The 21,168-nt window shown below is 66.4% G+C and carries 18 protein-coding genes and 2 tRNA genes; 6 read left to right on the top strand and 14 right to left on the bottom strand.

The genetic code is table 11. The annotated features are described in order from the left end of the window. Positions 1 to 14 precede the first annotated feature (14 nt). Positions 15 to 1,457, bottom strand: a complete 1,443-nt coding sequence (locus H4O13_06015; GenBank protein MBE5314945.1) for a lytic polysaccharide monooxygenase — start codon at positions 1,455 to 1,457, stop codon at positions 15 to 17. A gap of 123 nt (positions 1,458 to 1,580) precedes the next feature. Further along, complete coding sequence (locus H4O13_06020; protein ID MBE5314946.1) at positions 1,581 to 3,914, bottom strand: fibronectin type III domain-containing protein; 2,334 nt, start codon at positions 3,912 to 3,914, stop codon at positions 1,581 to 1,583. 413 nt (positions 3,915 to 4,327) lie between these two features. Here H4O13_06020 and H4O13_06025 point away from each other — a divergent pair, with 413 nt between their 5' ends. Together H4O13_06025 and nagA are read left to right on the top strand one after the other, a co-directional pair. Then, entirely contained in the window at positions 4,328 to 5,350 is a 1,023-nt protein-coding gene (locus tag H4O13_06025; protein MBE5314947.1) for an SIS domain-containing protein, read from the top strand. 9 nt (positions 5,351 to 5,359) lie between these two features. Continuing rightward, entirely contained in the window at positions 5,360 to 6,502 is a 1,143-nt protein-coding gene (gene nagA, locus H4O13_06030) for an N-acetylglucosamine-6-phosphate deacetylase (protein ID MBE5314948.1), read from the top strand. A gap of 485 nt (positions 6,503 to 6,987) precedes the next feature. On the opposite strand, the gene H4O13_06035 is transcribed toward nagA, so the two are convergent. The 4 genes from H4O13_06035 to H4O13_06050 form a co-directional block, all read right to left on the bottom strand. After that, a tRNA-Glu gene (locus tag H4O13_06035) sits at positions 6,988 to 7,063 on the bottom strand. A gap of 8 nt (positions 7,064 to 7,071) precedes the next feature. Beyond that, positions 7,072 to 7,147: transfer RNA gene (locus H4O13_06040), tRNA-Ala, on the bottom strand. Positions 7,148 to 7,169: 22 nt separating this feature from the next. After that, positions 7,170 to 7,715, bottom strand: a complete 546-nt coding sequence (locus H4O13_06045; protein MBE5314949.1) for a DUF1249 domain-containing protein — start codon at positions 7,713 to 7,715, stop codon at positions 7,170 to 7,172. Between the two features lie 121 nt (positions 7,716 to 7,836). Continuing rightward, entirely contained in the window at positions 7,837 to 8,658 is an 822-nt protein-coding gene (locus tag H4O13_06050) for a kinase/pyrophosphorylase (GenBank protein MBE5314950.1), read from the bottom strand. A gap of 149 nt (positions 8,659 to 8,807) precedes the next feature. Here H4O13_06050 and ppsA point away from each other — a divergent pair, with 149 nt between their 5' ends. Continuing rightward, positions 8,808 to 11,180, top strand: coding sequence for a phosphoenolpyruvate synthase (gene ppsA / locus H4O13_06055; protein ID MBE5314951.1), 2,373 nt, complete (start codon positions 8,808 to 8,810; stop codon positions 11,178 to 11,180). Positions 11,181 to 11,420: 240 nt separating this feature from the next. Here ppsA and H4O13_06060 read toward each other — a convergent pair whose 3' ends face one another. From H4O13_06060 to H4O13_06090, 7 genes are all read right to left on the bottom strand, one after another. Further along, positions 11,421 to 12,188: an FprA family A-type flavoprotein gene (locus tag H4O13_06060; GenBank protein ID MBE5314952.1), complete on the bottom strand. Its 768-nt coding sequence runs from the start codon at positions 12,186 to 12,188 to the stop codon at positions 11,421 to 11,423. Between the two features lie 109 nt (positions 12,189 to 12,297). Further along, a complete protein-coding gene (gene alr, locus H4O13_06065) occupies positions 12,298 to 13,374 on the bottom strand; it encodes an alanine racemase (GenBank protein MBE5314953.1) in 1,077 nt (358 codons plus the stop codon). Next, positions 13,371 to 14,783 (bottom strand): replicative DNA helicase, encoded by a 1,413-nt coding sequence (locus tag H4O13_06070; protein ID MBE5314954.1) that lies wholly within the window; start codon positions 14,781 to 14,783, stop codon positions 13,371 to 13,373. Before H4O13_06070 ends, alr begins: the two co-directional genes overlap by 4 nt. Positions 14,784 to 15,000: 217 nt before the next feature. Continuing rightward, positions 15,001 to 15,450 (bottom strand): 50S ribosomal protein L9, encoded by a 450-nt coding sequence (gene rplI, locus H4O13_06075; protein ID MBE5314955.1) that lies wholly within the window; start codon positions 15,448 to 15,450, stop codon positions 15,001 to 15,003. 105 nt (positions 15,451 to 15,555) lie between these two features. After that, on the bottom strand, positions 15,556 to 15,780 hold the full coding sequence (gene rpsR / locus H4O13_06080) for a 30S ribosomal protein S18 (GenBank protein ID MBE5314956.1): 225 nt from the start codon (positions 15,778 to 15,780) through the stop codon (positions 15,556 to 15,558). A 20-nt stretch (positions 15,781 to 15,800) separates the two neighbouring features. Then, positions 15,801 to 16,205: a 30S ribosomal protein S6 gene (gene rpsF, locus H4O13_06085; protein MBE5314957.1), complete on the bottom strand. Its 405-nt coding sequence runs from the start codon at positions 16,203 to 16,205 to the stop codon at positions 15,801 to 15,803. 166 nt (positions 16,206 to 16,371) lie between these two features. Continuing rightward, the gene (locus H4O13_06090) at positions 16,372 to 16,701 is read right to left on the bottom strand and encodes an iron-sulfur cluster assembly accessory protein (protein MBE5314958.1); all 330 of its coding nucleotides are present in this window, start codon (positions 16,699 to 16,701) and stop codon (positions 16,372 to 16,374) included. Positions 16,702 to 16,823: 122 nt separating this feature from the next. Between H4O13_06090 and asnS the strand changes: the two genes are divergently transcribed. Genes asnS through H4O13_06105 form a run of 3 tightly spaced genes read left to right on the top strand, consistent with a single transcriptional unit; the run spans position 16,824 to position 18,848 of the window. Then, complete coding sequence (gene asnS, locus H4O13_06095; protein ID MBE5314959.1) at positions 16,824 to 18,224, top strand: asparagine--tRNA ligase; 1,401 nt, start codon at positions 16,824 to 16,826, stop codon at positions 18,222 to 18,224. Positions 18,225 to 18,233: 9 nt separating this feature from the next. Next, positions 18,234 to 18,521, top strand: coding sequence for a hypothetical protein (locus H4O13_06100; GenBank protein ID MBE5314960.1), 288 nt, complete (start codon positions 18,234 to 18,236; stop codon positions 18,519 to 18,521). Positions 18,522 to 18,533: 12 nt separating this feature from the next. Further along, on the top strand, positions 18,534 to 18,848 hold the full coding sequence (locus H4O13_06105) for a hypothetical protein (protein ID MBE5314961.1): 315 nt from the start codon (positions 18,534 to 18,536) through the stop codon (positions 18,846 to 18,848). A gap of 316 nt (positions 18,849 to 19,164) precedes the next feature. On the opposite strand, the gene H4O13_06110 is transcribed toward H4O13_06105, so the two are convergent. Continuing rightward, on the bottom strand, positions 19,165 to 20,865 hold the full coding sequence (locus H4O13_06110; GenBank protein ID MBE5314962.1) for an SUMF1/EgtB/PvdO family nonheme iron enzyme: 1,701 nt from the start codon (positions 20,863 to 20,865) through the stop codon (positions 19,165 to 19,167). Positions 20,866 to 21,168: the final 303 nt, after the last annotated feature.

Here is a 21,168-nt window from a genome sequence, read left to right on the forward strand (position 1 = left end):
GCTACATCGACCCGCTATTGGCGCGTCCAGGCGTCCTGCCAGGCCCAGCCTGTCCCTGGCGCGTAGGCCGTGCCGGCCACATTGCACCAGCCGCCGTTCGGAAAGGGCCTGCAGCGATAGCGCAAGCCGTCCGACCCCAGCACCACGGTCTGGCCCGGCCGATAGCTGCCGATCCCCTGCGGGTACACGTAGTCGTAGCCGCTGCCGCCGGCAGGCGCGTGGCTGATCGCCAGCGTGGTCTCGGCGCTGGCAACTCCGTTGGAGGCTCTCAATTGCACCCGCAGCGTCTGTGCCGCCGCTGGATTGGCCAGCTCCAGCGTGGTGCTGACGCCCGCGCTGCTCGAAAGCCGGCCGGTGCCCTCCAACAGGCGCCACTCGAAGCTCAGCGGTCGGCCGCCCGGATCGCTGGAGTCCGCTGCCGAAAGCTGGACGGTGCTGGCGCCCACCACCTGTGTAGCGCTGGCGCTGATTCGCGGCAGCGGCGGCAGCACGCCCGTGTCGGGCAAGCGAATATCGATCTGGTGGCTGAGAGTGAGCGCACGCCTCGCGTAGACGCGGTTGGCGCTGGCGCCGCGCTGCGGCAGCACCTCGCCATCGGCTTGCAGCAGACCAATGCGCGCATCGCTGGAGCGGGCGTTGACGGTCTGGGCGAAGTGGAACGGCCAGTCTTCAGCCGCACCCTGCCCTGCAGCCACGGTGTGTTCGATCCTGCCCGCATCACCGCCGCTGCTGTTGAACAGCCGCAGGCTGACCACGCTGCGCTCGGGTAGTGCGTTCTGCGCGACCACGGCCCCCAGTTCGGCCCAGGTGGTGTTGATGCCGCCGGTGAACTGCACGTCGACGCAGGTGTAGAAGGCCTCTGGACTGTCGGCGCGCTGCCACACGTTGAAGATGACATGCCGTCCATTGCGCTGCGGCAGCGGGCAGTCGAGCCGATAGACGTTGCCGGCCGAGAGCGGCACGTTGCCGAGCCGGCAGAACTCCTCGAGATCGTCCCAGCGCAGCGGGCGCGCACCGTCCCAGCCGTTGCGGGTGATGTAGAAGATCCAGTCGCGGGTCGAGTGAGCAGCGGGCGCGCGGAACTCGAAGCGGAAGCGCCCGCTGGCATCTGGCGCGATCGGATGAGCTCGCCAGTCACGCACCACGTCGAGCCCCTGGAACATCGCGTTGTTGCCGCTGCAAAGCGTGCCGTCCGGCACCACCGCCCGGTGGTTGCCCGCGGCATTGGCCTGGTTGACGCCGTTCCAGTTGTACAGGGCCTGCGTGCCGAACTGCTGCACGTGTGCGCGGCAGGCCGGATCGCTGGGGCTCTCGATGTTGCCTTGGGCGCAGTGGTACACGCGACTGGGCGGTACCGACATCGAGCCGTGCGCCTGCGCCGGGTCCGAGCTTGACGCAAGCGCGCCGAACCCGATCAGCGCCATCGCTCGCGCGGAAGTCGAACAGAGTCTGGTCATGGGGAACTCCTGGCGCGGCCGGGCCGCGCCGGTCGTGCGAGGCGTGCTGCAGGAAGCCTTGCACGCTCCCGCGAAAAGAAACCCCTGCCGCGCCGCGCGCGGCAGGGGTGAGGGTGGAAACGACTACGGGCGCAGGCCTTCGTGCATGGCGCGCGCCAGGCTGCCCTCGGCGTCGTCGCCGGACAGCTCCCAGAAGAAGGCGCCGCCCAGACCCATCTGACGGGCGTAGCCCATCTTGTCGCGGATCAGCTGCGGGTCGTCGAAGCTCCAGAAGGTGCTGCCGTTGAAGATCCAGTGGGCGCCGGCCTGGCTGTCGCGGAAGCTCGGCCAGTTGAGGGTCTTCAGCACCTTGTAGTCTTCAATGCCGGCTTCGTATGTCCCCGTCGCTGCGCGACCGTTCTGGTACAGCCCGTTGTTGACGTTGGGAACCCCTGTCCAGCCGCGACCGTAGAAGCCGATGCCGATGTGCAGCTTGCTGGCCGGCACGCCGCGCTGGATGAAGGCGTTCAGTGCATCGTCGGTGTTGTAGAGCAACCGGTCGCCGGTGTTGGGCTCGTTGGTCGGGCGGAACAGCGCGGAGTGGTGATTGGTGCGCGGTTCCCAGGCGCCGTTGAAGTCGTAGGTCATCACCAGGATGGCGTCCAGGTACTGGTGATACTGACCCGGGTCGGTCACGCGGATCTTGTCGATGCCGGCGCCGACAGCCACGGTCAGCTCCAAGCCCGGGCGCACGGCATCCAGCTGGCGACGGAACTCGGCGAGCAGCGCGGTGAAGTTCTCGCGGTCTTCCGGCCGTCCGCAGGCCAGCCCGCACGCCACGGGATACTCCCAGTCGATGTCGATGCCGTCGAACACGCCGGCCGCCGCGCCAACGCCACCCGCACCATCCACCACCGGCAGGTTGCCGCGGATGTAGGCATCGATGCACGAGCGCACGAAGGCAACGCGGTTCTCCGGCCGTGCGGCGTCGGAGAAGCCGCGCGACCAGGTCCAACCGCCGAGCGAGATCAGCACCTTGATGTTGGGGTAGCGCTGCTTCAGCTCACGCAGCTGGTTCCAGTTGCCGCGCAGCGGCTGGTCCCAGGTGTCGCCAACGCCATCGACGCTCTGCGCGGCGGTGAACGATCGGCCGTAGTCCGCCCAGGCATCCCCGCCCGCGCCGGTGTTGCCGTCCGCGGGCTGATTCACCCCGACTTCGCAGCGGTTGTTGCGCACGTTGCCGAAGGCGTAGTTGATGTGGGTGATGCGATCGGCCGTGCCGCTGGTGACGATGTTGCGCACGAGGTAATTGCGTGCATAGATCCCCCACTGCGCGAAGTAGGCGGTGACGCGCTGGCCGCCGGCGACTGCGGGCCGCGTACGGACACTCAAGGCGGCGCTCTGGGCCGATGCACCCGCGGAAGTGAAGGCGGCCACCGTGAAGCTGTACGCGGTATCCGGACTCAGCCCACCCACGGTGTGCGTACTTCCGGAAACGGTCGCCACCAGACTGCCGCCGCGATAGACGCGGTACTGCACGCTGCAGTTTGCAGGCGGGCTGACCGCGTTCCAGCTCAGACTGATGCTGTTGCTGGTCTGCACTGGCGAAGCAAGGCCCGCCGGCACGCCCGGCGCGGCGGCGCACTGCGCACCAGCCTGCGTGCGCACGCTCAGGCTGCTGGACAAGGCCGAGAGGTTGCCTGCAGCGTCGCGCGCGCGGACCTGATAGCTGTACGCGGTGTCGGCGCTGAGGCCGGTGTCGCTGTAGCTGGTGGCCGTGGGCTGCCCCACTCGGCTGCCGTTTCGCCAGACCTCATAGCCAGCGACTCCGCTGCCGCCGGCGTTGTCGGTGGACGCGCTCCAGGTCAGCGCGATGCTGCTGGCGGTCTGACTGGGCGAGCTGAGCCCGGCGGGCACCGAGGGGGCGATGGTGTCGCCGGCGGCAGTGACGGTGATGGCGACCGCGGCAGAGGTGCTGCGTGCACCGCGGTCATCCTGCGCGACGGCGGACAGGCTGTAGCTGCCCGTCGCCGCATTGCTCCAGGTCGCGCTGTAGGGCGCAGTGCTGTCCACGCCCAGCGACACACTGCCGCGGAAGAACTCGACCGAGGCGATCTGTCCGTCCACATCGCTGGCGTTGGCCGACACCGTGATCGAAGCGCCTGCGCTGAAGCTGGCGCCACTGGCAGGGCTGGTGAGGCTGACCGTCGGCGGCTGATTGCCACCACCGGTGGAACACGTGCCGAGGTCGCGGTACCAGCCGCAACTTGGGCAGTGCGTGGGTGGAGCGTTCCAGATGGCGATGGCCGCCTCATAGAGGCGGCCTTCATAGACCAGCTTCTGGCCGGGCTGATAGATGGTGCTTGCCTGCCAGGCGGCTACGCCTTCGCAGCTCACCGTTTGGGCCTGTGCCAGCGAAATGCTGGACAGCAGGAGGGCGGACCCGGCAATGGCCAGGCCTTGCAGCTTCGCGCGCATGTGTGTGTCTCCCCGAATGGATTGCGATTGCCGCTGGCTCCCGAAGGATGGGAGCGCAGGCGGTGTCATGAACCCTCTAGGGCGCCTTGATGTGGAGTGCGGTCCCTGCCTCGACGGCAGCACCCCGGCGCCCGCCGCAACCCCCTTCGTTGCGGCATGACAACGATATCTTCAAAGGACATATCTATCGTGATCTGCATCACAATGCGTGACTTTGGTTGCGACGCAGCACGATCGCCACGCTGCGCAAGCGAACGCCCCTCGCAGATGGTCGAGAACGGATCCTGAGGCGAACCCATCGCGCAAAGAAGACCACGTTAGAGACCTTTTCCTGACTATGTAGAGACCAATGTCCACTCTGGTATTGCCGTGCTAGGCTTGCCCGCGCCCAGTCACCGCGGAGTGCAAGCGCAATGAGTGCCCAGACCCTGATGCACCAAGAAGCGGCCGAGTCCGCTTTCGCCGTTGCCCGGATGTTCGAGCGCAACGAACCGGATGTCTTACGATGGTCATCTGACCTTCGAGACCGCCCGCCGTCGGTCGTGCTGACCGCTGCGCGCGGCAGTTCCGATCACGCCGCCACCTACGCGCGCCACTTGTTCGAAACGCGCACCAGAACCCTGACCAGCTCGGCCTCGCCCTCGGTCAATTCGGTGTACGCGGCAGAAGTGCGCTTGCGCGACGCGCTGATGCTGGCCATCAGCCAGTCAGGTCGCAGCCCCGACCTTCTCGCGCAAGTGGAAGCCGCGCGCCGCGGCGGTGCCGAGGTTGCTGCGCTGGTGAACGATGTCCAATCCCCCTTGGCTGCGCTGGCAGATCGCGTTCTGCCGCTGCATGCCGGGCCCGAACGAAGCGTGGCGGCCACGAAGAGCTTCATCTGCGCGATGGCCTCGGCCCTGCAGCTCACAGCGCACTGGAGCGCCGATCGCGCTCTGCTCGATGGCTTGAGGCGCCTGCCCGAGCAGCTCGAGATCTCCTTTGGGCTGGACTGGTCAGCCCTGGTCGAGGCCCTGGCAGAGTCGAACAACCTGTTCGTGCTGGGTCGCGGACCGGGTCTCGCCGTGGCCCAGGAGGCCGCGCTGAAGCTCAAGGAGACCTGCGCCCTGCATGCCGAGGCCTACAGCGCCGCAGAAGTGCGTCACGGCCCCATGACCCTGGTGGGGCCCGGGTTTCCCGTTCTGGTGTTTACCCAGGACGACGCCAGCCGATCCGCTACGCTTGCGCTGGCGCAGGAATTCGCCGAGCGCGGCGCGCGCGTGTTCTGCACCGATCCGCTGGGGCCCGGCGCCCTGCCGGTGCTGTCCGGAGCGCATGCGCTTAGCGCGCCGATCCTGCAGATCTGCAGCTTCTACCGCGCAGCCAACGCCTTGGCTCTGGCGCGTGGACGCGATCCGGATCGCCCGCCCCACCTCAGGAAAGTCACCGAGACCGTGTAGGAAGCCGTCATGGATCAATGCATTCGCGCTGCCCGCGTGCTGACCAGCACAGGCTGGCAGGACGACGCCGCCGTGCTTGTCGAAAGCGGGCGCATCTGCTGGATCGGCCCCGCCGCGCAGGCCCCCGCCGCCGCGGAAGAGATCGAACTGACCGACGGCGTGCTGGCGCCGGGCTTCATCGATCTGCAGGTCAACGGCGGCGGCGGAGTGCTGCTCAACGATGACTGCAGCGCTGCGGCCATGCGTCGCATCGCCGCAGCGCATCGTCGCTTCGGCACGACGGCGCTCCTGCCGACGCTCATCAGCGACACGCCGCAGGCGATGCATGCGGCGCTGGCGGCGGCGCGCGAAGCCATCGCTGAGCGCGTCCCCGGCGTGCTCGGACTCCACCTGGAGGGCCCCTTCCTGTCGCCCGAAAGACGCGGCGTGCATCGCGCTGAGCACTTCCGGCCGATCGGCACGCAGGAGCGCGCCGCTCTGCTTTCGCATGGCCTACCGAACCTGCTGCTGACGCTCGCGCCCGAAGCGGTCGAGCCGCAGCTATTGGGCGAACTGCGCGCAGCGGGAGTTCACCTGTCGGCCGGCCATAGCGCTGCCAGCTACGAGCAGGCGCGAATCGCGTTCGAGGCCGGCGTTGAAGGAGTCACCCACCTGTTCAACGCGATGTCGCCGCTGTCGGCGCGCGCGCCCGGCCTGCTGGGCGCGGCGCTGTTGGATGCCAACGTATGGGCAGGCCTGATTGTCGACGGCCACCATCTGCATGCGGCCAGCCTTCGGCTTGCGCTGCACTGCAAGCCGGGGCGCTGCTTTCTGGTCAGCGATGCGATGTCGCCGCTGGGCACGTCGATGCAGGAATTCGTGCTCGACGGCCGCCGCGTACAGGTGCGCAACGGCCGTCTGGAAACCGAAGACGGCACCTTGGCGGGCGCATGTATCGATCTGGGCACCGCCGTGCGTGTCTGCCTCGCGCAGACCGGCGCTGCACTCGAAGAGGTGCTGCGGATGGCCTCCACCTACCCCGCCGATTTCCTGGGCCTGCGCGAGCGCGGTCGCATTGAGGTGGGCGCATGGGCTGACTTTGTTCACCTCTCGCCCGATCTTTCCGCAAGATCGACGTGGGTTGAAGGACAGCGGGAGACATGCGCGATCTGAGGCAGCGCTCAAGAACTCTGCGCTGCCGCGCGCGAGAGAGCATGCGCTCGCGGGCCAAGCCTTGGATGGCATTGATCCATGCTGCCCCACGACGAAGCGCAGCGAGCAGCTTCGGGCTGCAGCGTCGGGCTGCGTACCTCGTTGCGACAGCGGCCCATGCCAGGCGCGCAAGGCGCTCGCCACTCGGACGCGAGACGCCGCGCTGCATAGCGAAGCGAGCTGCGCGGGCGCCGCGCCTTGAAACCAAGGCGTAGACGCAAGCTACGGCGCCAGTGGACCACCCAGATCGCGGACTCAGGCGAAGGCTCACGCGGCGACTTCCGAGCCCTGCCGCTCACTCAGCGAGCACCGCCTCGACACAGGACGACGCAAGGCATTCCATCAACATCGCAGGGCAGTTTGGCAACAGCGATTGGACTCGCCGCCCCGTGAAGCGCGCAAACGAAAAGGGCCGCATCTTTCGATGCGGCCCTTCGCGTGCCTTATGGCGTCCCCACGGGGATTCGAACCCCGGTCGCCTCCGTGAAAGGGAGGTGTCCTAGGCCTCTAGACGATGGGGACTAGGAAGGTGGTGGAGCCAGCCGGGATCGAACCGGCGACCTCTACAATGCCATTGTAGCGCTCTCCCAGCTGAGCTATGGCCCCACGTGCTGGAAAGACGCGCATCTTAGGGAGCGAAACCGATATCGTCAAGCGGTTCGCGCGAACTTTTTTGCGTAGCCTCGCCTTCATTCGCTCCATTTGCGATGGAGCCCATCACCGCACGAAGGGTGAAGCGCGAGTGGCCCCGTTCTTCGAGGTACTCCAACCAGCGCCCCAGGAAACTGTTCATGCGCATACGCGCATCGACCAGCTCGCGCGCCACGCTGCGCAGACCGAGCAGATCCTCCCAGCGCTGGCTCACTTCGCAGTGGGTCACTTCAGCCAAACGGGCGTCGGTGTAGATGCGGACCATGGCCGACGGATCGCGGTGGCTGCTGATCGGATCCACAAGCCCATAGGTGAGACGGAGCTCGAGCGTGTAGCTGTGGCGCTCGATGACTTCGAGGTGCAGTTCAATGCCGTCACTGGCGAGAGAGCGGTACTGGCCAGGCGCAAGATCGAGCAAAGGAAACAGCCGCACCAGCCGCCAGTAGTTGTCGGCGTAGCGATCCATCAGCTGGCCCAGGCGATTGGGCAGCGCGGTGACGGGAAGAACGGAGAGTCTGGACATGCGCGCGAGCCTAACACGCAGCCTGAGACGCACTGCGTGACTGCAACAGCTGGCGTGGACCGGCTGCCGCCACGGACGTCCAGAGGCAGCCGCAGTAGGCGGATGGTTTTTTCACATGCTCTCAGTACAGCTGGCGCTCGATACCGAGCGTCGACATCAGCTTGCTGGCGATCTCTTCAATCGAGGTGTGGGTGGTGCTGAGCACCGGCAGATTCTCCTGCCGGAACAGCGCCTCGGCCTGGGCGACTTCGCTGCGGCAGGTGTCGATCTTCGCGTAGCGGCTGCCGGGTCGACGCGCCTCGCGCACCTGTCGCAGGCGTTCGGGGTCGATGGTCAGCGCGAACAGTTTCTTGCGATAGAGCCGAAGGCGTTTGGGCAGCTCCCTGCCCTCCAGGTCTTCTTCAGTCAGCGGGTAGTTCGCCGCCTTCACTCCGAAGTGCAGGGCCAGATAGAGACAGGTCGGCGTCTTGCCCGAGCGCGAAACGCCCACCAGGATCACGTCCGCATCGTCGTAGTGCACGTCGATGCCGTCATCGTGAGTCAGCGCGTAGTTGGTGGCGTTGATGCGCGCCTCGTAGGCGTTGTAGTCGACCACCGCATGCGCCTTGTTGACGCGCGGCTGACGGGGCTGTGCCAGTTCGGTTTCCAGGGGGCTGATGAAAGGCCGGAACACGTCGAGGATCAGCGCGCCGCTCTCGGCGATGATGTCGGTCAGCGTGCCATCGACCACGGTGTTGACCACGATCGGCCGTTGACCGCACTGCTGACCACGCTGGCGGATCCGCTCAGCGGCCTGCTGGGCCTTGTCGTACGTATCAACGAAAGGGATGCGCTGGGTGTCGAAGCTGACGCCTTCAAACTGGGTGAGCAGCGCGTGGCCGATGGTCTCGGCGGTGATGCCGGTGCCGTCCGAGATGAAGAACACCGGGCGCTGCGAGCTCATCTGCTATCTCCTTGGTTTCTAATGTTTTTGCCGGACTGGACTGGAATTGGCCTTGTGCCTTCCCGGTGCGCCCAGCATCATACGCGGCCTCGGCTGCCGCACTGCAGCAATCGAAGCAGTTCACACTTTCCCTCGAAGGAGCCTTTCCCTTGAACGCGCACGTGCTGTGGCTGCATGAGCTTCGCCTCTCCGACCTCGCCCAGGTGGGCGGCAAGAACGCCTCGCTCGGCGAGATGATCGGCCACCTGAGCGGCTTGGGGGTCTCGGTTCCGGGGGGCTTCGCCACGACTGCATCGGCCTTCCAGGAATTCATCCACGATAACCAGCTGGCCGAGCGCATCCAGGCCAAGCTGGCCTCGTTCGATGTCGAAGATGTTGATGCGCTCGCGGCAGCCGGCCACGAGATTCGCGGCTGGGTGATCGACGCGCCGCTGCCGAAGGCGCTGGATGCGGAAATCCGCACGGCCTACGCGCGTCTGTGCGACGAGGCTGGCGCCAGGGACGTTTCGGTGGCCGTGCGCTCATCCGCGACCGCTGAAGACCTGCCCGATGCGAGTTTCGCGGGGCAGCAGGAAACTTTCCTCAACGTGGTTGGCGTCGATGCCGTCGTGCACCGGGTCAAGGAGGTCTTCGCCAGCCTCTACAACGACCGCGCCATTGCCTATCGCGTGCACCACGGCTTCAAGCATGAGGACGTGTTTCTGTCCGCCGGCGTGCAGCTCATGGTGCGTTCGGACATCGGCGCCTCGGGCGTGCTGTTCACCCTGGACACCGAGAGCGGCTTCCGCGACGCGGTGTTTGTCACCTCCAGCTATGGCCTCGGCGAGATGGTGGTGCAGGGCGCGGTGAACCCCGACGAGTTCTACGTCTACAAGCCCACCCTGCGCGCCGGCAAACCGGCCGTGCTGCGTCGTCAGATCGGCGCCAAGCAGCAGCGCATGGTGTACTCGGACCAGCCCGGCGAGCGCGTGCGCATCGAGGCCACGCCCGATGCGCTGCGCCGCAGCTTCTCGATCACCGATGCCGACGTCGAAGAGCTGTCGCGGCAGGCGCTCACCATCGAGCAGCACTACGGCCGTCCGATGGACATCGAGTGGGCCAAGGACGGCAACACCGGCAAGCTCTACATCGTGCAGGCGCGCCCCGAAACGGTGAAGTCGCGCGCGCGCGCCACCCAGATCGAACGGTTCCATCTGTCGGGCAAGGCCGACGTGTTGGCACAGGGCCGCGCCATCGGCCACAAGATCGGCAGCGGCGTGGCCAAAGTGATCCGCTCGCTCAAGGACATGAACCGCGTCGAGCCGGGTGACGTGCTCGTCGCCGACATGACCGACCCCGACTGGGAGCCGGTGATGAAGCGCGCGTCGGCGATCGTGACCAACCGCGGGGGCCGCACCTGCCACGCCGCGATCATTGCGCGCGAGCTGGGCGTGCCGGCGGTGGTCGGCTGTGGCGACGCGCTGGACCGCATCCCCGATGGCGCGCGCGTCACCGTCAGCTGCGCCGAGGGCGACACCGGCCTGATCTACGCGGGCGAGCTGGCCTTCGAGCGCATCGTCACCGATCTGGAGAACATGCCCCCTGCCCCGCTCAAGATCATGATGAACGTGGGCAACCCCGAGCGCGCTTTCGATTTCGCCCAGCTGCCGCATCAGGGCATTGGTCTCGCGCGTCTTGAATTCGTCATCGCCCGCCAGATCGGCGTGCATCCGAAAGCGCTGCTGGAATACGCCAAGCAGCCGGCCGACATCAAGGCCAAGATCGACGAACTGTCGGCCGGCTACGCCGACCCGGTGAGCTTCTACGTCGAGCGCCTGGCCGAAGGCATCGCCACGCTGACCGCAGCGTTCGCGCCGCACGCAGTCATCGTGCGCCTGTCGGACTTCAAGTCGAACGAGTACGCGAACCTGATCGGCGGCGCGCAGTACGAACCGCACGAGGAGAACCCGATGATCGGCTTCCGCGGCGCCAGCCGCTATGTCGATCCGAGCTTCCGCGATTGCTTCGCTCTTGAGTGCCGGGCGATGAAGAAAGTCCGCGACGAAATGGGCCTGACCAATGCCTGGGTCATGATTCCCTTCGTGCGTACGCTGGAAGAGGGCCGCAAGGTGATCGAGGTGCTGGCCGAGAACGGCCTCAAGCGCGGCGAAAATGGGCTCAAAATCATCATGATGTGCGAGCTGCCCTCGAACGCCCTGATGGCGGAGGAGTTCCTGGAGCTGTTCGACGGCTTCTCGATCGGTTCCAACGACCTGACCCAGTTGACCCTGGGCCTGGACCGCGACTCCGGCATCGTCGCCCACCTGTTCGACGAGCGCGATCCGGCGGTGAAGAAGCTGCTGTCGATGGCCATCCGCACGGCGCGCGCCAAGGGCAAGTACATCGGCATCTGCGGCCAGGGCCCCTCGGATCACCCGGATCTCGCCGAGTGGCTGCTGGATGAGGGCATCGAGTCGGTGTCGCTGAATCCGGACACCGTGGTCGACACCTGGCTGCGGTTGGCGAAGCATAAGGGCGCCTGAAGGCGCCCTTGGGATTGGTTGGAAGCCGGGATTGGGGATTGGGGATTCGAAGCAGCGCGCCGCTTCGTCCCATCCCCGCCACATCTGATCGATCCGGCCTCGGAGGGTCTGCGCATGCAGGCGCTCCGGGGTTGGGGATTTGCCCGCGCCATTGCTTGAGAAAGCCAGGGCTCGCATCGATCAGGCTCGCCGCAGCCTGCTCTTTCGAATCCCGAATCCCGAATCCCCCAATCCCGGCCGTCAAACCCGATAATTCGTCGGCCCCAGCAGATCGATGCCGCACTCGAGCTGTTCCAACCAGCTCAGGAAGTCGCCAATCGCCTGCCCCTTCATGGGCAGGCCGTGCTGCGGCACGATCATGGCGGGTTCGAGCTTGCGCACCATGCCGGCCCACAGCCGGCAGACACGGTTGCCTGCCATGTAGCGACGATGGAAGCCCTCCATTCGGCCGACCATGGCGTTGAAGTCCTCGTAGGCGGCGTAGGCCGTGCCGGACGACACCATCGAAGACCCGACGTCACCCGAGAACAGGATCCGGCTCACCGGATCCCAGAAGCTCAGGTTGCCCACCGAATGCAGGAAGTGCGCGGGCAGCGCGCGCAAGTGGGCACTGCCCATCGGGATGTCCATGCCTTCGTCCGGCACGAGCAGATAGCGGTCGCCACCCGCGCCCTTCTGGTAATGCGGAACGCTGTGCGGGATGAAGCGGCCCCACAGCTTCGAACAGACGATGGTGCAGTCGCTGTACATCAGCCAGCGGTCGACCGAGCCGATGATGTCCGGATCCTGATGGCTGGCGAGGATGTAGGTCAGATCGCGGGTCTGCACATAGCGCGACATCGCGAGGTTGAGCGGGGTGTAGAGCAAGGCGCCGCCCGGATCGATCAGCGCCGAGTGGCCGCCGTGCACAACCAGGAACTGATTGGCCTGCACGCCGTCATCGCCGCGCACCAGATCCGCAAAAACGATGCACTTGTGCTCGGGCGTGCTGAACAGTTCAACGGCCATGGCGGAGACTCCCAAGTCGAATGCACGGGAGTCTAGGTGGGCGGAACCGAAGCGACTTGATTCCGCGCAAGCCGGCGCGGCTCAGTGGCCGGGTCAGCGCGATCTGGCGCTATTCCTCGAGAAAGCGCACGCGCCGGGTGATACCGCAGGCCAGCTCATAGCCCAGTGTGCCGGCGCTGCTCGCCACGGTCTCGATGGCGAGCCCCCTGCCCCAGGCCTCGACGGGCGAGCCGACCTTGGCCTGCGGCAACGCCGTAATGTCGACGGCGATCAGGTCCATCGAAACGCGTCCGACGGTGGGCACCTGCACGCCTTCGACCAGCACCGGGCTGCCGGAGCCGGCGTGGCGCGGATAGCCATCGCCGTAGCCTATCGCTGCGATCCCGATCCGCATGGGGTTTGCAGCGACGAAGGTGCCGCCGTAGCCCACCGCGGCGCCCGCCTCAATCTGCTTGACCGAGATGAGGCGCGTCGACAGCGTCATCGCGGGTCGTAGCCCGAGATCCGCGCCCGACTGACCCTCCACCGCGGAGAGCCCGTAGAGCGCGCCGCCGGGACGCACCCAATGCCGGTGCGCCTCGGGCCAGCCCAGAACGCCCGCGGAGTTGGCCAGAGAGTGCTCGCCAGGCAGGCCCGCGGTTGCGGCGTCGAAGCGGTCGATCTGCTCGCGCGTCGCCGGGCAATCGAACTCGTCAGAGCGCGCGAAGTGGGTCATCAGCACGAGCTCAGGATCGACGCAGGGCAGCGCGCGCAGGGCGGCGTGGATGTGCTTCGCATCCTCGGCAGGAAAGCCGAGGCGATGCATGCCCGTGTCGAGCTTCAGCCAGACCCGCAGCGGTGCGCCGCCCGCATCGCTGCGGAGCAGCTCAAGCTGGCTGCTGTGATGGATAACGGCGTCGACCTGCAGCCGGCGCAGCAGCGCCAGATCATCCGGTTCGTCCGGGCCCGACAGCAGCACGATGCGCTGCGAGAGGCCCGCAGCACGAAGGCGCTCGGCGTCAGAGAGTGCCGCCACGCCGAAAGCGTCCGCGCCCTGCAGAGCGCGCGCGACGCGCTCCAGCCCGTGGCCATAGCCATCGGCCTTGACCACAGCCATCACCTTGCTGTCCGGCGCCCGGCGCCGGATCAGCTGCAGGTTGTGGCGCAGGGCGTCGGTGTGGATGGTGGCCGAGGTGGCCCGGCTCACTCGAAGCTCCCCGCAAAGCCTCCGGAGGCCAGATTGTCGAAGCGGGTGTACTTGCCGTGGAAGGCCAGCTTGACCGTGCCGGTGGGGCCGTGGCGGTGCTTGCCGATGATGATCTCGGCCACCCCCTTTTCGCCGGACTCGGGGTGGTAGTACTCGTCGCGGTAGATGAAGACGATCATGTCGGCGTCCTGCTCGATGGCGCCCGACTCGCGCAGGTCGGCCATCACGGGGCGCTTGTCGGTGCGGCTTTCCAGCGAGCGGTTCAACTGCGAGAGCGCGATCACGGGCACGTTCAGCTCCTTGGCGAGAGCTTTCAGGCTGCGCGAGATTTCTGAAATTTCGGTGGCGCGGTTCTCGCGATTGCCCGGCACCTGCATCAGCTGCAGGTAGTCGATGACGATGAGCCCGAGGCCGTGCTCGCGCGCCAGTCGGCGGCAGCGCGCGCGAAGCTCGGTCGGCGACAGCGCAGGCGTGTCGTCGATGAAGATCTTGGCTTCGGACAGCATGGTGATCGCGTGCGTCACCCGGCTCCAGTCCTCGTCTTCGAGCTGGCCGGTACGCAGCGATTGCTGATTGACCCGGCCGAGCGACGAGATCAGACGGAAGGCCAGCTGCGAGGCCGACATTTCCATCGAAAACACCGCGGCCGGCTTCTTGGTCTTCAGCGCGGCGTACTCGGCGACGTTGAGCGCGAACGAGGTTTTTCCCATCGCTGGACGTGCCGCCAGGATGATCAGGTCGGACGGCTGCAGACCGGCGGTGTGCTCGTCGAAATCGATGAAGCCGCTGGGCAGACCGGTGATTTTGCCCTGGTTCTGGTAGCGCTCCTGCAGCAGGCGGAAGGCGTCCTTGACCGCCGAGCGCATGCTCTGGAAGCCCTGACGCCCGCGGCTGCCGGCCTCGGCGATACGGAACACCTGTTGTTCCGCCACCTCCAGAAGCTCGCGTGCGGGGCGGCCAGCGGGCTGATAGCCGTCATTGGCGATGTTGGTGCCGATGTCGATCAGCTGCCGCAGCACGGACTTCTCGCGCACGATCTCGGCATAGGCCGCGATGTTCGCGGCGCTGGGTGTGGTGCTCGCGAGTTCGACGATGTAGGCGCCGCCGCCGATCAGCTCGCTCTCGCCCTGACTGTCGAACCACTCGCCCAGGGTGACTGCGTCGCAGGGCTGGCCTTGCTCGGCCAGCTGGCCGATCGCGCGGAAGATCAGCTGGTGGTCGCGGCGGTAGAAGTCTTCTTCGGTGAGTTTGTCGGCCACCTTGTCCCAGGCCTCACCGGACAGCATCAGGCCGCCCAGGACAGCTTGCTCGGCCTCGATCGAATGCGGCGGCACGCGCAAGCCATCGGCACGCTCGTCATGCGACTGAAAACTGCGTTCGGGCTTGCGCCCTGGAAAAACTGCGGCCATGGGCTGTGGATTCTCTGCGGCGCGCGGAGCTCATTGGCCCAGCGCGCGGAGCCGGGATCATACGGGGGGCATTGCCTGCGCCGTTGCGCATAAGCCTGTGGATAAGCTGGGCACATCTCAGAGTCTGAGACTGGGCAGCGGCCGGTTTCGGCGTATCGCAACGAAAACGGGCGCCTCCCGGCGCCCGTTTTCGGTCACGCGATGGCTTGGCGCCTGATCAGGCTTCCGGCACCACGATGACCTTGACCGTGGCTTCGACGTCAGCGTGCAGATGCACGACCAGGTCGAACTCGCCAACGCGACGGATCGGGCCTTCGCCCATCACCACTTCGCTCTTCTCCAGCGGCAGGCCAGCGGCGGTGAAAGCCTCGGCGATGTCGCGCGGACCCACCGAACCGTACAGCTTGCCTTCGGTGGAGGCGTTGGCAGCGATGGTGACGCTGGCGCCTTCCAGGCGCTCGCGGCGGGCTTCAGCGCCTGCCGACAGTTCCCGGGCGCGGGCTTCGTACTCGGCGCGACGGGCTTCGAACTCGGCCACGTTGGCGGCGGTGGCCGGAACCGCCTTGCCCTGCGGGACAAGGAAGTTGCGGCCGTAGCCCGGCTTCACGTTGACCTGGTCGCCCAGGTTGCCGAGGTTGGTGACTTTCTGCAGCAGAACAAGCTTCATGGAGTGCTCCTGATCGTTAGCGCCGGCATGCTCGCCGACGCAGCCCTGCGGGCTGTCCGATGGATGGGGAGAAGCGCGCGACGGTCACCGCCGCGCACCGCTCGGTCAGTGGTTGTCGCAGTACGGCAGCAGTGCCAGGAAGCGGGCGCGCTTGATGGCCGCGGCCAGCTGACGCTGGTACTTGGCCTTGGTGCCGGTGATGCGCGAGGGCACGATCTTGCCCGTCTCGGTGATGTACTGGCGCAGGGTGTTGAGATCCATGTAGTCGATCTCGGTGATGCCCTCGGCAGTGAACTTGCAGAACTTGCGGCGGCGGAAGAACTTGGACATTTCGATAGGCTCCGGGAGGCTTAGACGGCTTCTTCGCTGGCGCGCTCGGCGCCGACGGACTCACCTTCAGAATCGTCGTCGCGACGACGACGCTCCGGCTTCTCGTCCTTGCTCTTCAGGATCAGCGAGGCTTCGGTCACAGGGCCTTCGCGGCTGATCACCAGGTGACGCAGCACGGCGTCGTTGAAGCGGAAGCCCGCGACCAGCTCGTCGAGCACGGCGTGCGAGACTTCGATGTTCATCAGCACGTAGTGCGCTTTGACCAGATTCTCGATCGGGTAGGCCAGCTGGCGACGGCCCCAGTCTTCGAGGCGGTGGATCTTGCCGCCGTCGTTCTCGATCAGCGACTTGTAGCGCTCGACCATCGCCGGGACCTGTTCACTCTGGTCCGGGTGGACCATGAACACGATTTCGTAGTGACGCATGGATGACTCCTTGTGGATGACGCTCCGACGGCTGCCGGTGCGAAAGCCTCCCGCCAGCGGCGATGAGGCAAGGTTGCCTACGCAGTGCGCAGGCAAGCCGCGCACGATAGCCCAACGCAGCCGGGCTGGCAAGACGATAGGGCTTGGGGTCGCTGGCGGAACTGACTCAGCCGGCTGTCGTAAAGCTTTCGCCGCAGCCGCAGGCGGCAGCGGCCTGCGGGTTGCGGAAGGCGAACTGCTGGTTCAAGCCCTGGCGGACGAAATCGATCTCGGTGCCCTGCACCAGCGGCAGGCTCTGTCCATCGACCAGAACTTTGACGCCGTCCTGCTCGACCACGGTGTCACCGTCCTTGACCTCGCGAGCCACGTCGACGACGTAGCCCCAGCCCGAACAGCCGGTGCGCTTGACGCCGAAGCGCAAGCCAAGACTGCCAGGCTCGCGTTCGACGAACTGCCGGACGCGCTCTACGGCGGCGGGGGTCAGGTGGATACCCATGGTCTGATTCCTTTCTCAAGCTGCGGTCGGTGGCGGCGCTTCGGGCGCAGAGGCTTCCGCTATGATTGCGGGCTGTCTGCAAACCTGCAAATCCTTTCCCTAGCGGTGGTCAAGAGGAAGTCATGACGGTGCTCAGCGTGGTGGACGCCCTGCAGGGCGATGAATATGTCGGCCAAGTCGTCAGCGTGCGCGGTTGGGTTCGCACCCGGCGCGATTCCAAGGCCGGTCTGAGCTTCGTCAACGTCTCGGATGGCAGCTGCTTCGACCCTATCCAGGTGGTGGCGCCGGCAGAGCTTTCCAACTACGAGTCGGAGGTAAAGCACCTCACCGCCGGATGCGCCGTCATCGCCACCGGCGAGTTGGTGCCCTCCAGCGGCCAAGGCCAACGCTTCGAGTTGAAGGCCGAGCGCGTTGAGGTGGTGGGCTGGGTGGACGACCCCGAGACCTACCCGATCCAACCCAAACCGCATTCGCTGGAGTTCTTGCGCGAAGTCGCGCACCTGCGCCCTCGCACCAACCTGTTCGGCGCGGTCACACGCATCCGTCACTGCCTAGCGCAAGCGGTGCACCGCTTTTTCCATGAGAACGGCTTCTACTGGATCAACACGCCCATCGTCACGACGTCCGACGCCGAGGGCGCGGGTCAGATGTTCCGCGTCTCCACGCTGGACCTCGCCAACCTGCCGCGCACCGACAAGGGCGCGATCGACTTCAGCCGCGACTTCTTCGGCAAGGAAACCTTCCTGACGGTGTCGGGACAGTTGAACGTCGAGGCCTACTGTCTCGCGCTCAGCAAGGTCTACACCTTTGGCCCGACCTTCCGCGCCGAGAACTCGAACACCACCCGCCATCTCGCCGAGTTCTGGATGATCGAGCCGGAGATCGCGTTTGCCGATCTGAACGACGATGCCAACCTTGCCGAGGCCTTTCTCAAGTACCTGTTCCGCACCGTGCTGGAAGAACGCGGTGACGACATGGCGTTCATCGCCGAACGCATCGAGAAGACCGCGATCAGCCGCCTGCAGAGCTTCATCGACTCGCCCTTCGAGCGCATCGACTACAGCGAGGCCATCACGCTGCTGCAGAAGTCCGGCCGCAAGTTCGACTTCCCGGTCGAATGGGGCCTCGACCTGCAGACCGAGCACGAGCGCTGGCTGACCGAGGAACACGTCGGCCGCCCGGTAGTGGTGATGAACTACCCCGAGCACATCAAGGCGTTCTACATGCGCCTGAACGACGATGGCCGCACCGTCGCGGCCATGGACGTGCTGGCGCCGGGCATTGGCGAGATCATCGGCGGCAGCCAGCGCGAGGAGCGCCTCGACCTGCTCGACAAGCGCATGGCGCAGTTCGGCCTCGATCCTGCCCACTATCAGTGGTACCGCGATTTCCGCCGCTATGGCACGGTGCCGCATGCGGGCTTTGGCCTTGGATTCGAGCGACTGGTCGTCTACACCTGCGGCCTGTCGAACATCCGCGATGCCATCCCCTACCCGCGTGCGCCGGGTCAGGCTGAGTACTGAGGCCTGCGTATGGACATCCTCAGCATGTTCTCGCTGCTGCTGGTGACCGGTATCGGGCTGTCCGGCGCCACCGGGTATCTGATCTTCGGGCCGCTGGCCTACCGGCATCTGCAGGACCGCAAAGCAGCGGTAGGCGGGCATGCATTCTCGCCGGCCTACCTCGCGTTTCTGCTGCAGGGCCGTTTCCGCGCGCTGCAGGATCGCAACCTGAATGGTCTGGCCACGCCGGCCCAGCTGCTGCTGTGTTGCGCGATCTTCGGTGCCGTCGGCGCCGTCCTTCTCTTGCTCGTCCTTTGAGGGAGGATCGACATGAGCGATGAGCAGAGCGTCGTCACGAGGCAGTGGTGGGTGGCCAGCTTGGGCAAAACCCTGATCTGGGCCCGCCTTGACCTGCTCGCTGAAGGCACCGCGCGGGTTCTCGACTGCGATGGGCGGTACGTGGCGTACGACAGCGAGGACGCGGCCCGCGCCGCACTACTCGATGCGGAGTTCAGAGCCTATGACGGCCTCGACGCCGAAGATGCGGAAGCGCTTGGTTTCTCGCTGCTCGCCATCGAACCGCCGCAGGCCGGGTCTGACCAGGCCCTTCGCGAGCTGATGGTGCAGCAGCTCGGCAAGCATTGAACAGAAGCCCGAAGCTGGTCGATCACGCCCGCTGAAGGCAAAGCTGAAGCGTGCAGCGTTGCAGCGCGCCAGGGAGGGCACCCTTACGGACCATAGACGCCTGGACTTGGTCCAGCGCAAGCAAGTCCGGCAACGCCGGACTCGCGATCACGCACCACCTTCAGCCTGGACTTGATACGTGGAGCCTTCATCAAGCCCGCCAACACAAAGGGCCGCCCGCGGGCGGCCCTTTGTGTTGGATGCAGGTCTCGACTGTCGAAGCGCGTGTAAAGAGGTTCAGAACCCGAGAGCGGGGATACCCGAATCTCTCGTGGCTTCAGAGTTCGCGGGCAACGCGGAAGCCCAGACGCGCATTGGTCGTCGTCGGCGAAGCGGTGAGGCGGAATGCAGAGCGGGCCTGGTCGGGCGAGCTGGCCCACGAGCCGCCGCGAATCACGCGCCGGTTGCAGCCGGGGTTGACCCAGGCCGAACCGTCCGTCGGAGCACGCTGATAGTTGTCGTGCCAGCAGTCCTCGACCCACTCCGAAACATTGCCGTTGATGTCGTGAATACCGAAGCGGTTCGCCTCGTAGCTGCGCACGGGCGCCGGACCCCAGTAGCCGTCCTGGTAGTCAGGGAAGGAATTCACCCAGTTGCGGCGGGTGTCGCTGCGATCGCCGTCGCCAGTCAGGTTGCCGACAAGCCGGGTGGGGTTGCCCTCGCCCCACGGGAAGCGGGTCTGTGTGCCCGCGCGCAGCACGTACTCGAACTCCGCCTCCGAGGGTAGCCGGTAGCGCTTGCCGGTCTGCTGCGAGAGCCAGTCCGAGTAGGCCTTGGCGTCGACCCAGGACACGTGGATGACAGGCGAATCCGCGGCGGCGGGACGGCCGTTGTGGTCGCTCTCCCAGGTAACCCCGCTGCGTGCGGTCATGCTGCCGCTGCGCTCGTCGTAGATGGTCGAACTGCCGTTCTGGCTGGAGCTCGGGGTGTAGCCGGTCGCCTCGATGAAGGCGCGGAACTGTCCGACCGTGGTCTCGGAGCGAGACAGCGCGAAACCCCGCTGGATGCGGACCGCGAACCGCGGGCCTTCGTTACCCTTGCGATCGGGCTCGTTGTCGGGCGAGCCCATCTGGAAGCTGCCCAACGGGACAACCACCAGTTCGGGACCGTTGCCGCCGGCACCCAGCGGGTCGGTCAAGCTCTGGCCAGGGCGCAGAGAAGCGTAGCTGCGAGCGTTCTCGATCGCTGTCTTCAGCTGATCGATGCCATCGGCGTTGGCCGATTCGCCTTCAAGCTGGGCCACCAAGCCCTGCGCTTCTTCAAGATTGCCGGCCTCGAGCGCCGCATTGCCCTGCTCAAGCAGCGTCTGAACGCGCTCTTCGCGAAGCTCATTGACGCGGGCGCTGGCGTCTTGCACCGCTTCCGAACCCGGAGCCACCTTCCCGGCATCCGCGAGAATGCGCTCGGAGTCGCTGAAGTTGCCGGATTCGGCGGCACTGGCGGCGCGCTCCACAAGCAGGCGCTCGACGCGCGCCAAGCCGTCCCGTGCGCCCGCATTGTTGGAATCGCCGCTCAGGATCTGGCGGTAGATCTCAGAGGCGTTTTCGCCCGCGGGCTCAACCAGCTGGCCGGCTCGCTCCAGGCGCAGCGCCTCAGCCAGAAGTCCAGCGACCTCACGGTCCGAGTCGAGTTTGGCGCGCAGTGAGGCCAACGCAGGACTGTCGGGGCGCAGCGGGCTGACGACCCCGACGATACGCGTAGCCTCATTGAAACGGGCCTCAGCGAAGGCTTCTTCGCCGCGCTCCAGTAGCGCCGTGACCGTGCGATCGATCCCAGCGCGCGCATCGGCGTTCTCCGGCTCGTTCTGCAGCACCGCGGTGTAGAGCGAAAGCGCGCTGTCCTCATCGCCATCCAGGCGCCCCGCCGTCAGGGCGCGCTCAGCCTCGGCGAGCGTCTCTTCGACGTTGAAGTTCGGCAGCGGGGCGTACTCCGGGGTCCACTCCTGACCGACCGTTGCATCCATCAGCCGCCGGCGCATGCCGCTGCCTTCCGGCGCCTCGCTGGATCCACTCGCGCCTGCCTCGGTGGCCGCAGCCGGAGGCGCGGATTCTGCAGTGGTAGATTCGGGCGCCGCGGGCTCCGACCCGCCGCATCCGGACAACAAAACAAGAAGCGCAGCCAGCCCGCCGCCCGCGCCGATGAAACGCTTTGACACCCTGCCTCCTCCCCGCCCCTGTGCGGGATGATTGGACCCTCGGAGCGCGGCTCACGGCGCGCAAACTCCGGTTTCACGCCGCTGTGATGCGGCCGACCTGCGATCTTGAGGGGGCGGCAGGCGGCT

The sequence above is a fragment of the Lysobacterales bacterium genome (genome assembly GCA_014946745.1).
Classification (GTDB): domain Bacteria; phylum Pseudomonadota; class Gammaproteobacteria; order Xanthomonadales; family Xanthomonadaceae; genus Aquimonas.

Bases quoted from the DNA above. Each gene is read 5' to 3' on its own strand.
- H4O13_06015 (MBE5314945.1), bottom strand. From the start codon at position 1,457: ATGACCAGACTCTGTTCGACTTCCGCGCGAGCGATGGCGCTGATCGGG.
- H4O13_06020 (MBE5314946.1), bottom strand. From the start codon at position 3,914: ATGCGCGCGAAGCTGCAAGGCCTGGCCATTGCCGGGTCCGCCCTCCTG.
- H4O13_06025 (MBE5314947.1), top strand. From the start codon at position 4,328: ATGAGTGCCCAGACCCTGATGCACCAAGAAGCGGCCGAGTCCGCTTTC.
- nagA (MBE5314948.1), top strand. From the start codon at position 5,360: ATGGATCAATGCATTCGCGCTGCCCGCGTGCTGACCAGCACAGGCTGG.
- H4O13_06045 (MBE5314949.1), bottom strand. From the start codon at position 7,715: ATGTCCAGACTCTCCGTTCTTCCCGTCACCGCGCTGCCCAATCGCCTG.
- H4O13_06050 (MBE5314950.1), bottom strand. From the start codon at position 8,658: ATGAGCTCGCAGCGCCCGGTGTTCTTCATCTCGGACGGCACCGGCATC.
- H4O13_06060 (MBE5314952.1), bottom strand. From the start codon at position 12,188: ATGGCCGTTGAACTGTTCAGCACGCCCGAGCACAAGTGCATCGTTTTT.
- H4O13_06070 (MBE5314954.1), bottom strand. From the start codon at position 14,783: ATGGCCGCAGTTTTTCCAGGGCGCAAGCCCGAACGCAGTTTTCAGTCG.
- rplI (MBE5314955.1), bottom strand. From the start codon at position 15,450: ATGAAGCTTGTTCTGCTGCAGAAAGTCACCAACCTCGGCAACCTGGGC.
- rpsR (MBE5314956.1), bottom strand. From the start codon at position 15,780: ATGTCCAAGTTCTTCCGCCGCCGCAAGTTCTGCAAGTTCACTGCCGAG.
- rpsF (MBE5314957.1), bottom strand. From the start codon at position 16,205: ATGCGTCACTACGAAATCGTGTTCATGGTCCACCCGGACCAGAGTGAA.
- H4O13_06090 (MBE5314958.1), bottom strand. From the start codon at position 16,701: ATGGGTATCCACCTGACCCCCGCCGCCGTAGAGCGCGTCCGGCAGTTC.
- asnS (MBE5314959.1), top strand. From the start codon at position 16,824: ATGACGGTGCTCAGCGTGGTGGACGCCCTGCAGGGCGATGAATATGTC.
- H4O13_06100 (MBE5314960.1), top strand. From the start codon at position 18,234: ATGGACATCCTCAGCATGTTCTCGCTGCTGCTGGTGACCGGTATCGGG.
- H4O13_06105 (MBE5314961.1), top strand. From the start codon at position 18,534: ATGAGCGATGAGCAGAGCGTCGTCACGAGGCAGTGGTGGGTGGCCAGC.
- H4O13_06110 (MBE5314962.1), bottom strand. From the start codon at position 20,865: ATGCGCCGGCGGCTGATGGATGCAACGGTCGGTCAGGAGTGGACCCCG.